Source organism: Streptomyces sp. HUAS CB01 (assembly GCF_030406905.1).
Taxonomy (GTDB): domain Bacteria; phylum Actinomycetota; class Actinomycetes; order Streptomycetales; family Streptomycetaceae; genus Streptomyces; species Streptomyces chengbuensis.
Map to the genome: position 1 here is coordinate 2195406 of NZ_CP129137.1, position 13120 is coordinate 2208525.

The 13120-nt window shown below is 70.4% G+C and carries 13 protein-coding genes; 11 read left to right on the plus strand and 2 right to left on the minus strand.

The annotated features are described in order from the left end of the window. Window positions 1-54 precede the first annotated feature (54 nt). Window positions 55-1122, minus strand: coding sequence for a serine/threonine-protein kinase (locus QRN89_RS09700; RefSeq protein ID WP_290348949.1), 1068 nt, complete (start codon window positions 1120-1122; stop codon window positions 55-57). Between the two features lie 213 nt (window positions 1123-1335). Between QRN89_RS09700 and QRN89_RS09705 the strand changes: the two genes are divergently transcribed. Then, a complete protein-coding gene (locus QRN89_RS09705; RefSeq protein ID WP_290348950.1) occupies window positions 1336-2247 on the plus strand; it encodes a DUF5655 domain-containing protein in 912 nt (303 codons plus the stop codon). A gap of 95 nt (window positions 2248-2342) precedes the next feature. On the opposite strand, the gene QRN89_RS09710 is transcribed toward QRN89_RS09705, so the two are convergent. After that, a complete protein-coding gene (locus tag QRN89_RS09710; RefSeq protein WP_290348951.1) occupies window positions 2343-3092 on the minus strand; it encodes a DNA-methyltransferase in 750 nt (249 codons plus the stop codon). 639 nt (window positions 3093-3731) lie between these two features. Here QRN89_RS09710 and QRN89_RS09715 point away from each other — a divergent pair. The 10 genes from QRN89_RS09715 (at window position 3732) to QRN89_RS09760 (ending at window position 13109) form a co-directional block, all read left to right on the plus strand. Then, the gene (locus QRN89_RS09715) at window positions 3732-4859 is read left to right on the plus strand and encodes a C40 family peptidase (RefSeq protein ID WP_290348952.1); all 1128 of its coding nucleotides are present in this window, start codon (window positions 3732-3734) and stop codon (window positions 4857-4859) included. A gap of 70 nt (window positions 4860-4929) precedes the next feature. Next, complete coding sequence (locus QRN89_RS09720; RefSeq protein WP_039649441.1) at window positions 4930-5238, plus strand: DUF6112 family protein; 309 nt, start codon at window positions 4930-4932, stop codon at window positions 5236-5238. Then, window positions 5238-5924 (plus strand): hypothetical protein, encoded by a 687-nt coding sequence (locus QRN89_RS09725; RefSeq protein WP_290348953.1) that lies wholly within the window; start codon window positions 5238-5240, stop codon window positions 5922-5924. Before QRN89_RS09720 ends, QRN89_RS09725 begins: the two co-directional genes overlap by 1 nt. 31 nt (window positions 5925-5955) lie before the next feature. Beyond that, window positions 5956-7326, plus strand: a complete 1371-nt coding sequence (locus QRN89_RS09730; RefSeq protein WP_290348954.1) for an SCO6881 family protein — start codon at window positions 5956-5958, stop codon at window positions 7324-7326. A gap of 89 nt (window positions 7327-7415) precedes the next feature. Then, complete coding sequence (locus QRN89_RS09735; RefSeq protein ID WP_290348955.1) at window positions 7416-8885, plus strand: SCO6880 family protein; 1470 nt, start codon at window positions 7416-7418, stop codon at window positions 8883-8885. A 44-nt stretch (window positions 8886-8929) separates the two neighbouring features. Beyond that, the gene (locus QRN89_RS09740; protein WP_290348956.1) at window positions 8930-9385 is read left to right on the plus strand and encodes a DUF6238 family protein; all 456 of its coding nucleotides are present in this window, start codon (window positions 8930-8932) and stop codon (window positions 9383-9385) included. 19 nt (window positions 9386-9404) lie between these two features. After that, entirely contained in the window at window positions 9405-10910 is a 1506-nt protein-coding gene (locus tag QRN89_RS09745) for a putative type IV secretion/conjugal transfer ATPase (protein WP_290348957.1), read from the plus strand. 103 nt (window positions 10911-11013) lie between these two features. Continuing rightward, window positions 11014-11205 carry a hypothetical protein gene (locus tag QRN89_RS09750; protein WP_290348958.1) on the plus strand — a complete coding sequence of 64 codons (192 nt, stop codon included), beginning with the start codon at window positions 11014-11016 and terminating at the stop codon, window positions 11203-11205. Then, window positions 11198-12562: a hypothetical protein gene (locus QRN89_RS09755; protein ID WP_290348959.1), complete on the plus strand. Its 1365-nt coding sequence runs from the start codon at window positions 11198-11200 to the stop codon at window positions 12560-12562. The genes QRN89_RS09750 and QRN89_RS09755 overlap by 8 nt, the downstream gene beginning before the upstream one ends. Before the next feature lie 88 nt (window positions 12563-12650). Further along, window positions 12651-13109: a hypothetical protein gene (locus QRN89_RS09760; protein ID WP_290348960.1), complete on the plus strand. Its 459-nt coding sequence runs from the start codon at window positions 12651-12653 to the stop codon at window positions 13107-13109. Window positions 13110-13120: the final 11 nt, after the last annotated feature.

Genomic DNA, 13120 nt, shown 5'->3' on the forward strand with positions numbered 1-13120 from the left:
TCCTTCACTCACTCTTACACTGCCTCGTTATGCGCTGTTGCGCGGCCGACGGTCTCAGCCGCCGAAGTCGGAACGGCGGTCGCGGATCTTCCCACGCCAGCGGTCGGCCCACGGCTCGCCCCCGCCGCTGGACGCACCCGCGGCGGCCGGTTCGGCGGGCAAGGCCGGAACATCCGGTTCCTCCGCAACCACCCCGGGATTCCCTGGAGCCTGCACCGCCGCTGGCGGCGGCACGGGAGGAGTCCCCTCCACCTGCAACACGTCCATGAGGAACGTGTCAGGCAGCGGCGGATGCATTGGACCGCTCACCGTCACGGCATGCTCCAGCAACCGGTCCATGGCTGCCTCAAGCACCGTCTGGGCCGTGGGCCGGTCCTCCGGAGCGTAGGACAGTGCACTGACAACCACGTCTCGCAGGCTCTCCGGCAGGCCGGAGAGGTCAGGATCCGTATCAAGCATCCGCTGCACTGGCATATCAGCGTAAAACGGCGGATGCCCTGTCGCGGCATGCACGATCGTCGCGCCCAAGCTGTACACGTCGGCCGGCTCACTCGCCTTACGGGAGTCCTTCGCCTGCTCCGGGGCCATGTACGCGAGCGTTCCGACGGGAGAGTCTCCGGACGTGAGCCCGGTCGCCCCGCCTACGTGGGAGACACCGAAGTCGATCACGCGCGTGCCATGGGTCGTCACCAGTACGTTGCTGGGTTTCAGATCGCGGTGAAGAAGGTGGACGGAGTGGATGTGGATCAGCGCCTCGGACAGGCTCGCGGCCAGCCACCAGCCTCCGAGTTCACTGACCGGCCCATGCTGGTCGAGCAGCCTCGCCAGCGAGGGTGCATGGATGTACTCGGTCGCGATCCACGGCTGCTCGGCGTCGGGATCGGCGTCCACGAGCGCGGCCGTATGAAACCCGCCGACTCGCCGGATGGCCTCCAGCTCCTGGGCGAAGCGCTGGCGGAAGTACGGCTGGTCCGCCAGCGCGGGTTTCACGACCTTGATCGCCACAGGACGAGGGCTGCGGTAACCGAGGTAGACGACGCCCATCGCGCCCTGGCCGAGACGCCCGGTCAACCGGAAACCCGCGATCTCTCGGGGGTCCTTGTCCCGCAGCGGCTCGAACACCCTCGCCCCCGTTCCGTGTCCGAGCGCACACACGTGACGCACAACACACGAAGAACCACAAGTCAACAACCAGAGGCTATCAGCGGCGCGGGCTTCCGCTCGTGCCTCTCGCGATCTCGACCGAAGCGTACTTGAGCATCGCCCCTTGCCGGAATAAACGCCCGCCGACCTCGATTGTTCCTTCCCAGCGATCAAGGTGGGGCGGGGAGGCTCATGAGCAACCTGAAGGTCTTCAGGGTGAGAGGCGGGCGGGCGACGGAGGTGCCGAGGGCGTCCGTGGGAGTGGAGGTTGAGCTGCAGCGGCTGATCGAGGCCAACATGGAGGCGATGCTCGGCATTCGGTTCCTGGCTACCGAGTACCGCACCGGCCGTCACGGGGGCCGTATCGACTCCCTCGGACTGGACGAGAACGGCACGCCTGTCATCGTCGAGTACAAGCGCAACCGGGACCAGAACGTCATCAACCAGGGGCTCTCGTACCTGTGGTGGCTCCACGACCACCATCACGAGTTCGAGAGCCTGGTCCGAAGGAGGCTCGGAGACCAGGCCGGCGAGATCGACTGGAGCGCTCCTCGGATCGTCTGCGTCGCCGGGGCCTTCACGCGCCATGACACGGTGGCGGTGGAGATGATCGACCACCGGATCGACCTGTTGACGTACCGGGTCTTCGAGGACGTCCTCACGCTGCAGCTCATCGCTTCGGCCAGCGGAACGCGCAGCTCTCCGCGGAGTGGGACGTCGGGATCGGTCCGCGTCGTGTCGGCGGCGCCGAAGTCGGTCCAGCAGTACCTGGACGAGGCGCCCGAGGAGCTCAAGGAGCTGTACGCGGACCTCGACGAGCTGCTGCTGGCACACCGGGACGTACTCAAGGAGCCCCAGCTCCACTACATCGCCTACCGGCGGATCAACAACGTCGCCACGGTGCGCCTGCAGCCGCGCAAGCGGCTGCTCGTCGTCAACCTGAAGCTCGACCCGGACACGGTGGAGTTGTACGACGGATTCTCCCGGGACATGCGCGGTGTTGGAGTCCTTGGAATCCGCGGCGGCGTCGAGGTTCGGATTGGCTCGCGCGAGGACCTCGCGCGAGCCAGCGATCTCATCCAGCGGAGCATCGACGCTGGGTGACTCCTCCGGCACGTGGGAAGGGCGGTTGTTCCACCTGAGTGGTGGAACAACCGCCCTTCTGTGTGTTCTGAGCCCGCTGTCTCGGCTTCTCACTCTCACTCCTCGGGCCCGGCGAGTTCGAAGTCGTCCTGGGTCAGCGCGCCTCGCAGCCGCTGCTCGGCGATGTCCGCGTAGTGCTCGGAGAGCTCGACGCCGATGAACTTGCGGCCCTCGCGCAGGGCGGCGACGCCGGTCGTTCCGGAGCCGGTGAAGGGGTCGAGGACCGTTCCGCCCGGCGGGCAGATCCTCACCAGCTCCTGCATCACCTCCACGGGCTTCTGCGTGATGTGCACGCGGTCCTTCCGGGGCTGGCTCGCGGTGTAGAGGCCGGGCAGGTAGACGGGGTTCCGGTCGGGGTCGACCGGGCCCTTGGTGCCCCAGACAATGTATTCGCAGGACTGCTTGAGCCGGCCCTTCTGCGGTCGGGAGACCGGCTTGTGCCACGAGGCGATGCCGCGCCAGGTCCAGCCGGCGGCCTGGAGCGCGTCGGTGGTGGTGGGCAGTTGCCTCCAGTCGGTGAAGACGAGCGCGGCGCCCGACTCGGCGGTGGCCCGGTAGGACTCGGTGAGCAGGAGGGTGAGCCAGAAGTCGTACGAGCGCTGGTCGCGGTTCTCCCCGGGGAAGTTGGCGAGGTCGTGCTCGGCGTCGCCCGAGGTGTACTTCGCGCGGGCACTGCGGCCGGTTCGTTCGCCGCTGGTTCGGCCACCGCTGTTGTAGGGCGGGTCCGTGATCACGGCATCGACGCTGTTGTCGGGGATGCCGGCGAGGGCGGTCAGCGCGTCGCCTCGGTGCAGGGTGTACGGCATGGTGCGGTTCTCTCTTTCCGCGGGGACGGTCGTGCGGGATTCCGCGTTCCCGGAACACCGCGCACGTCGGCTTGATTCGCTCCCGGAAGCCACAGAAGCAGCCGCCTGCGGAGAGCGATGTGCTGGAGAGTAACCACCATTCCCGGCCACACCTAATGGCGCTCTGCCGCCACATCACGGGCCTCGACTGCCAGACGAGGCGTCGTTTGGTGCGGCCGGAATTCGTCTCTACAGTCTCGCCGTGTTCGACGGACCGGGGTCGCCCTCCTGCCCTGTTGAGCTGTGTTGATGCGTGTTGCCTCGTCCAGATGGCGGCACGGGCAGCATCCGCGAAGCGGTCTGATATTTAGGCGAGGTGTTTTCTCTATGTGGCGCGTGAGATTAAGAGCGCGGCTGGCTGCCGCCCTCCAGTAGAGAGGCGCCCAAGGGTCGGGAGTTAGCCGCTCCCGACCCCTGGGCCTCCATTCCCTGATCTCAAGGGTTGCAAATTTCCGACCGGTGCGGTGCCGGTGACCTTTTCGACGAGAACGCTGGTGCCGCGCTGCCTACGAGTAAGGAGCTGCTGATGCAGCATGCCCAGGCGCGCCCTTCCCCAGAGCCCGGCTCCTACGCCCTCGGTTCGGCGGACGGCCCTCGGCCGTGAAGGCGGGCGCGGCGATAGTCGGGGCCGTGGCTCTCGGCCCGCTGCTGCTGGTCGCCCCGCTCGCGATGGCTCTGGCCGGCGCGTCCAGCGCCCAGGCCGCCTGCGCGAACGGCAATACACAGGCTGTGGATTCTACGGCGGTCACCAAGCAGGTGGAGTCGATCCTCAAGGGCGGCGGCAAGGCCACAGTGTCCATCCCGGGGCTGGACGATCCCGCGGAGCAGATCCCGAACGCCAAGACGATCCAGGCCACCGGCGTCGCCATGAAGGTGCCGACCCGGGGCCAGGTCGTGGCTCTGGCCACAGCCTTGCAGGAGTCGGGGCTGCGGAATCTCGACTACGGCGACCGGGATTCGCTCGGTCTCTTCCAGCAGCGCCCCAGCCAGGGTTGGGGGACCGCCCAGCAGGTCCGCGATCCGGTGCACGCCGCGACGAGGTTCTACGAGGCGCTGCTGAAGGTCCCGGGCTGGCAGTCCATGACCGTCACGCAGGCGGCGCAGGCAGTCCAGAAGAGCGGCTTCCCCGACGCGTACGCGAAGTGGGAGCCGCTGGCCACGGCTCTGCAGAAGGCCATCGCCACGTCGCTGTCCGCAGGGTCGAGTTCCGACTGGGGCGACAACACCGACCAGACGGATGCGACGCCCGGCGCGTGCGGCACCGGCGAGGACGGTGCCAAGTTCGATCCGATCCCTGCCGGCTCCGTCCCCAAGGACTACAAGGTCCCGGCTGATGCGCCCACGTCGATCCGCACCGCCATCCGCTGGGGTCTGGGTCAGCTCGGCACTCCGTATCAGTGGGGTGGCACGTGCACCGATCCGCGCGGCCAGGACCCGATGGGCCGCTGTGACTGCTCGTCCCTAATGCAGATGTCGTACAAGGCCGGAGGTATCTCGATCTCCCGGACCACGTACACGCAGGTCAAGGAGGGCAAGGCGGTCAGCGTCGATGCCCTCAAGCCGGGCGATCTCCTCTTCACCCGCGGCACGGCCCAAGTCCCGGAACACGTAGGGATGTTCATCGGTGACGGCCTGATCCTGCATGCGCCGCGCACTGGTGACGTGGTCAAGATCTCGACCCTCGCCGACTGGCGGCCGGACGTGCTCGCCGCCCGCCGGATCGTCTGACCGGCCCCCTCTCCCCCTCCACTCCTCCCCTTCCGGGCCTTCGCGCACCCATATTCGTACTGGAGTTCCAATGAAGCTCATTCAGCACGCCCAGATGCTCGCGTACAACCCTGGCGTCACACCGAGCGAGGGCGGACTGCCCGGCCTCGACGTCCTCAAGAAGGTCATGGGCAGCATCAACCTCTTCGGCATCATCGCCACGGTCGGCGCCCTCGCCATCTCCGCCATCGTCTGGGCCTGGGGCCACCACAGCGGAGGCCACCAGGCCGAGGCCAACGGCAAGAAGGGCACGGTCGTCGCCGCCGGCTGCGCCCTCCTGCTCGGCGCGGCCAACGGCGTCGTCGCCTTCTTCTCGGCGATGGGGACGCAGGTTCACTGATGCCGAAGAATCGATTCCCTTCCTCCAGGGAGCGGAGGCACGGAGCCCCGTCCTCGGTTCTGCGCCGCGCCTCGATCGGCGGCATCGTCCTCGCTGTCCTGCTGGCCGTCGCCGGTCTGGTCGCGTACGTCACCCGTGCGGAGAGCCCGGCCGCGCCGAAGGCCACCCCCGCGCCGGCGTCCTCTTCGGCGTCGCCCTCCCCTGCCGCCACCGCGCACGCCGGGGTGGCGGTGGTCGCGCCGCCCAGGACGACGGATCCGATCGAGTTCGCCAAGGCCGCCACCAAGGTCCTGTGGACGTACGACACCCGGTCCTTCTCGCAGGCCGAGCACATGGCCGGCCTCAAGCGGTGGATGACCGACGAGAAGAAGTACGCCGACTGGAAGTCCGTCTTGGACCAGGTGCCCAGTCCGGTGCTGTGGTCGCGGATGCGCGATAACGGGCAGCACGCCGGCGCCACGGTCGGCGAGGGCCACTTCCCGCAGGCGTTCAAGACCGCCCTGGCCCAGGACCCCGGTGCGATCACGGAGGCGTACGTCTACGCCGTCACGGTCACCGGCAAGCAGTCCATCGCCTGGAAGGGCTCCGGTGCCGGAGCCGAGTCCCGCTCGACGACCCTCGCCGTCCAGTGCCGACCGGACCGCGACTGCGCCCTCGTCGGCGTCCTGCCGAACGTCGCGCCGTGATCGCCCTCAACCTGCGAAAGGAGGCACCCTCATGGGAGCTTGCGACCTTCCTCTGATGAGTACGGTTTGCGACACCGTCGGCGGTGTCGTCGGCGCGACCGGCGAAGCCGTCACCGACGGCATCGGCGCCTGGATCGCCAAGTCGATGGGCGAGATGGCCCAGGCCGCGGCGGATCTGGCGTCGAAGGCCGTCGACCGGACCACGGCCATCGATCTCAACGCCGAGTGGTTCAGGAGCAACTACGAGCTGATCCTGCCCATCGGCCTCATCCTCACCGTCGGCACGTTCTGCCTCCAGCTCACCCGCGCCGCCTGGCGCCGGGACGAACGTGCCCTCGCGCAGGCGGTGTACGGAACCGTGGCCGGAGTCCTGTTCGCGTTCGCCGCCATCGCCTGCACCACCGTCGCGATCACCGTGGTCGACGCGCTCAGCGTCGGCCTGTTCAAGGCGGCCAACAGCTCCGTGGACGACGCGGTACGCCGCATCATCAAGGTCAACGAGTTGGGGGCGATGTACGGCCTGGGCTGGGGTGTCCCCGCGATCGTCGCGCTCGGCTGCGCGGTGGGCGCCTTCCTCTACTGGGCGGTGATGGTCGCCCGTAAGGTCGGCATCCTGGTCCTGGTCACCCTGGCCGTGTTCGCCGGGGCCGGCGGCGGCTGGGAGGTCGCGCGGCGCTGGCGGCGCGGCTGGATCGAGGCGACCAGCACCCTGATCGTCTCCAAGCTCCTGATGACGATCGTGTTTCTGCTGGGTGTCTCCGCCATGGGCAAGACCGACGCGAGCGACGGGCTGAGCGCCCTGTCGGACGCGATCGCGGGCATCGTCGTGATGGTCCTGGTGCTGCTCTGCCCCTACGCCACGTACAAGTTCGTGCACTGGGCGGCCGACGGCGGCGGCCATGACGATCTGCACCGCACCGGTGTCGCGGGGATGGCCGTCGCCGCGGGTGCGGCGAAGACCGCGGGGCAGCTCGCGGTCCAGGCGGGCACGGGGATGCGGGCTCCGCAGGGGCCGACGAAGGTGCCTGGTCAGGGCTCCGGCGGCGTCGCCTCCGGGATCGATCCGACGGGCGGATCCGGTGGTGAGGCCAAGCCGAAGCAGACCCACTTCCGCTTCGGTGAGGATCCGAACGCGACCGGCGACAAGGGCCGGGCACTGATCCGCCGTCCCCCCACGGACGGCGACCGCGGAGTCCCTCTCATCCAGCGCCCCGGTGGCAGCGAAGCGTCCGACTCGGCGCCGGCGCTCTCCGGGCCTACGCCACAGGGCGCCTCGGTCTCGGCCCCACAGGTCACGCACCTGGACCCGCCGGCACCACGGCGCAGCGGTCCTCCGCCGGAGGGTGGCGCCACCCCGCAGCGGTGGATCTATCCCGGGCCAGCGGACCGCTCGGGCTCGTAGCCCGGAGCTGACGGGGTGGGCCGAGGCCCGCCCGGCCCACCCCGTCTTCCTCGTCTTCTTTCTCCCCATGTTCCAAGGACGGCTTCGCCATGCTCTCTGACGCTTCTCACCCCGACGGTCCGCCCACCGTCAAGTTCCCTCACCGCTCGCGGCGGGGCGTGCTGCTCGGTCTCTCGGCCCCTCAGCTGATCGTCGTCGCGACCTGCGGTCTGCTCCTGCTCGGGGTGCTGCTCACCTCCGGTGTGACCGGAACACTCCAGCTCGTACCGCTGTGGGCCGTCGTCCTCGCGGCAGTCTTCATCCGCCACCGCGGACGGGCGCTCGCCGACTGGGCGCCGATCGCGATCCGATACGCGCTCCGGCGCTTCCGGGGGCAGCTGGTCTGGCTCGCCCGGCCGTCCACCCGACCGCAGCGAGAGGGCCTGCTCCACCTGCCGGGCACGGCCGCGTCCCTGCGGGTGGTCTCCTCGCCGGACGGTCGCCTCGGCGCGGTGCACGATCCGCACCAGGCCACCCTCACCGCCGTGGTGAAGGTCTCCTCCCGCGCCTTCGCCCTGCTCGACCCCGCCACCCAGACCGGCAACGTCTCCGGCTGGGGCCGCACCCTGGCCGCGCTCGCGCGCACCGGGCACATCGCCCGCGTCCAGGTCCTGGAGCGCACCGTCCCCGACTCCGGCGACGCGCTGAACCGCTACTGGCACGAGCACGGCAACGCCCAGACCCCGCTTGCCGGTCCGATCTACGGCGACCTGCTGGCCGCTGCCGGCCCCGCCGCCGCGCCCCACGAGGCGTACGTCTCCCTCGCCCTCGATCTCAAGGCGGCCCGCCGCCTGATCAACCAGGCCGGCGGCGGGCTCACCGGAGCCTTCGCGGTCCTGTCCCAGCTCGCCTCCACCTTCGACCAGGCCGCCCGGACCTCCGGGCTCATGCCCGCGGGCTGGCTGCCCGCGCGCGAGATCGCCGCCGTGATCCGCACCGCGTACGACCCCAAGGCGTCGGCCGCGCTCGACCGGTGGTCCGACTCGGGCCGTCCGCAGGCCGCCCCCGCTGCCGCCGGGCCGGTGGTCCTGGTCGAGAAGGCCGACCGTATCCAGACTGACTCGGCCTATCACGCCACGTTCTGGATCGAGAACTGGCCGCGCATCGAGACCAGCCCCGGCTTCCTGCACCAGCTCCTGTTCACCGCCGGCGTGCGCCGCACCCTCTCGCTGACCTACGAGCCCAAGGGACTGGAGGCCGCCCTGAAGGACGTACAGCGCAAGAAGGCCACCGTGATCGCCGACGCCGCCGAGCGGGCCCGCAAGGGCCAGGTCGACTCCGAGGAGGACTCGGTCGAGTACGCCGACATCAAGCAGCGCGAGCGCCAGCTCATCGCCGGGCACGCCGATGTCGCACTCACCGGCCTGCTCACCGTGAGCGCGGACACGAGCGAGGAACTAAACGCCGCCTGCGCCGCCGTCGAGACCGCGGCCGTCGCCGCCCTCGTCGACCTGCGTCTGCTGACCTGGCAGCAGGCCGAAGCCTTCACCAACGCCGCTCTGCCGCTCGCCCGCCTGTAGCGCGGCTCAGCACCACCGACCGCGCTCTACCGAAGGGCACCCCCATGCCGACCGAGCCCCTGCCCGAACTGGCTCCGGACTTCGTCCCGTTCGCCACCGCTGCGCTCGACTTCCACCGGGCCATCAACATGCCCGTCGCCCCAGTCGCCGCCAGCCGCACCGAACTGGACTCCCTGCACGCCCACCTGGTCGCCCTGTACGGGCTGCTGGATGCGCACACCGCGCGGACCGCCCCGGTCGCCAGCGTCGAGGGCGACCACCTGAGGGCCTGCCGCATCCGGCTGTGGCAGGCAGCCGAGCACCTCCACGCCGCGTATCACGCGGCCCCGCAGCGACTCACCGGCCGCCTCCCCACGCGGGAGGCGTGCCGGGCCCGCCTTCCCGAGGGCGCCCCCGACCTCACCGTGTGCCAGCGCCACCTCGCCACCGCCGCCCGCGTCCGCCGTGACCACACCCCGGCCGACCTGCGCGACCCCTTCACCGGCCTCACCCGCCACTGACCACCGGAGCACCACCGCCATGCCCACCCGAACCACCCGCGCCAGCGCCAGCCAGCTGTTCGTCCCTCGCAAGACCGACCGCCGCACGGCCCGCGCCGCACGCGACCAGTTCGCCGCCGCCCGCGACAAGGCCCGCCACGCCGCCCGGCCCGAAGCCCGCCGTACCACGACCGGTATCGATCCCGAGCTGCGCGCCACCTACCCGGCCGCTGGCCGCCCCGGTCCCACCTCCGCCCGCGGCGGCCGTCTCAAGCTCCCCGCCCACCGGATGACCACAGCCACCGCCTCCGGTGCCTACCCCTTCCTCGCCGAGGGCGGCCTCGGCGCCCAGGGCATCTACGTGGGCCGTGACGTGCACGCGGAGGCCGCCTTCACCTACGACCCGTTCGCGCTCTACGGACGGCTCGACGGCTTCACCAATCCGAACATCCTGCTCGCCGGGGTCATCGGCATGGGCAAGTCCGCCCTGGCCAAGTCCCTCGCCGTACGCGCCGTGGCCTTCGGCTACCGCATCTACGTGCCCTGCGACCCCAAGGGCGAATGGACCGTGGTCGCCCAGGCGCTGGGCGGGCAGGCCATCGCACTCGGCCCGGGCCTTCCCGGCCGACTGAATCCACTGGACGCCCCCGCCCGGCCGTACGGCGTCAGCCAGGACGACTGGACCGGCGAGGTCCGCAAGCGACGCCTGCTTCTCCTCGGCTCCCTCGCGAAGACCGTTCTGCGGCGCGACTTGCACCCGATGGAGCACACCGCCCTGGACGTGGCACTCGACCAGGCAGTCGTACGCGCCGAAGCAGCCGGGACCACCCCGCTGCTCGGCGACATCGCGTACGTACTCGGCTCGCCCGAGCGGCTCGACGCAGCACTCGGTGACCTGTCCGGACGCCTCGGACGCGCGGCCGAGGACCTGGCCCACGCGCTGCGGCGCCTCGTGCACGGCGACCTGGCCGGCATGTTCGACGCGCCGAGCACCGTCGCGTTCGACCCGGCCGCGCCGATGCTCTCCATCGACCTTTCCCGGCTCGGCGGCGCTGGCGACGACACCGCGCTCGTCCTGGCGATGACCTGCGCCTCCGCCTGGATGGAATCCGCGCTCGCCGACCCCACCGGGGGACGGCGCTGGGTGATCTACGACGAGGCATGGCGCGTGATGCGGCACGTCGCCCTGCTGGAACGCATGCAGAGCCAGTGGAAGCTCAGCCGAGGGCTCGGCATCGCCAACATGATGGTCATCCACCGCCTCAGCGACCTGCTCACCGCGGGCGACGCCGGCTCCCGGGGCCGCGCCCTCGCCGAGGGCCTGCTCACCGACTGCTCCACCCGCATCATCTATCGCCAGGAAGCCGACCAACTCGGCTCCGCCGCCGCCCTGCTGGGCCTCACCGGCGTCGAGACCCAGGCCGTCTCCGCCCTCACCAAGGGGCGCGGCCTGTGGAAAGTCGCGGGCCGGTCGTTCATTACTCAACATCTGCTCCACCCGCACGAGCGCGAGCTGTTCGACACGGATGCCCGGATGCATACCTGAGCCGTCCGCTCCCGTACACGCCTCGGGGGAACCGGCCCACGCCGCCCCGGCTCCCCCTCGCCAGTCGTTACATCACGCCCTCCGCACAGGAAGTCGCCCCGCCATGCACCTCAAGCGCACCATCCGTCGCGGCCTGCGCCGCCTCGTCCAGCTCTACGCCGACGCCGCTCGCGCCCACACCGCACACGGCCGCCCCTCCATGGTCGCAAGCCCGCCCGCTCCCGTGGACGCGATACGGCGGGGAGCCGACCGACGCCCTGCCGCGCACGACGAGGGCGAGAGCAACCATGGCTGAGCTGGCCTGGATCACGCTGGGAAGGCACCCACAGCTCGGACTCACCGCCTCCACCATCCGCGACGACTTCGGCTCCGCGCACCAGCTGTTGCTCGATGCCGGCTTCTCCACCGGGCACCCCGACTTCGCCTACGTCCTCGGAGACTGCGGTCCGGACGAGGTTCGGGCGACACTTCAGCAGCTCTACAGCGCTGTGGCCAGCCACTACGTCGCCATCGACGACGCCTTGCTCGACGAGGGCATGTCCAAGAACCCGGCGCCACCCCGTGGTTCGGAGCCCGTGCGTCAGCTGTCCCCGGCACCGCGCCAGCCGGACGGGCGGGCCGATCTCGCGGAGTTCGCCGAGGGGCTGTCGGCCCGGCTCCCCGGCTCCTGGACTGTCGCTGTCCACGGGGGCGAGGCGGACGAGGGCCCGATCCCGCTCAGCGAGCGGGTCTGGGATTACGGGCACGTGAGCTGGGCCCTCTCCGAATTCACCACGCGTCGAAGCGCGGTGCTCACCAGTGGCTCAGGCATCGAGCTCCTGATCTCGGACCGTCCCCTGCGCGAGCACGAGTTCCTGGTCGCCGCGTTCGAGCCACTAGGCACCGAGTCCGAAGCGACCACCAAGACACCCAACGGCATCGTCGTAAGCAACGACCCGGTGCGAGCAGCCTCCCGGGTGACAACCCGCCTGCTGCCTCGGTATCAGGAGGCTGTCCGCGAGACCCAGCTCAGCCAAGTCGCCACGACGGTGGCCGCCGGCCAGCGCGTTCTGGCCGAATGGGACGCGGTCTCGGACAGCCTGTGCGACGCCGATCACTGGCCGCTCGACGAGCGGTACGGCCTGCGCCAGCAGGTCCGGGACGCGGAGATGTGGGCGCAGTTCGCTCCCTTCCTCGAGCACGGTCCGGCTCTGGTCGCGCACGCCGAGGAAACGCTTCCTCTCCTTGACCCCGCAGAGCGTGTGGCCGGGCGCTGGGCGTACCGGCTCCGTGCCTTGCGCGAGGCCCTGGACGGCGGCGCCCGGGTGCAGGCCGAGTTTCAGATGGTCGTCGAGGCGCTCCTGCCCGACCATCACCGCTCGAAGGCGGTGTTCGCGGACGCCGTCGCCATGCGCAACGCCGAGGGATGGCACTACTCCCTGACCTGGATGGACAACGCCCGCGTCCTCGTCGACATCGCGCGCGCCGACGAGGCGCCACCCGCGCCACCGACCCGACCGCTTCGTGGGCAGCGGGTCCGGTCGGCACGGGCCGATGCCGCCCGTGCCTGGTCACCACACGCCGCTCGCCAGATCACCGCGGCGATCGAGAACAACGCCGGTCCGCCGGCTATCCGCTTCTTCAACTCCAACAGGCCGCCGCGCTCACGCTGACTAGCGCGAATCCACGGCCGCACCAAATCCGCCTTCCGGCCGCATCCTCGTCCTCCGCACGGCCCCGACCTCTGCGAGGTGCATCTTCGTGGCGGAAACACGTCCGCACATCACCGTCGGCCATCACGACCAGTACGGCGTCGTGGCGGCGACGTCCCACGACAACCACGTCGCCGAGCACATCCTGCGGCTCGTCGGCTTCGAGCGGCTGCCCGGCAGCACTCTGTACGGGCTGACCGATCCGCAGCGTGACCCAGTACGGCGCGGAGCGCAGGCAGTCCAGTCTCTGCGGGCCGCGCAGTACAGGGTCAAAGCCGATGTCGCGTACGACCTCCAGCCCCATACCCGGCTCGGCACGGGCCGGGGCCTCCTGGAGCGACTGGAGAAACCATCCGCCTCAACGGTGACGCCCTCGGCCCAGCAGCGTCGCTCCCAGGCCGCCACCGCCATCTCCCCGGCCCGCGCGGGTGCGCCGCCGGCGCGGCGCGCCGCCGTAGTCGAGTACCGCCCCGTCCCCTCCGCCCCGCAGCCGGTCCGCAGCCGTTAGACCGCACCCAC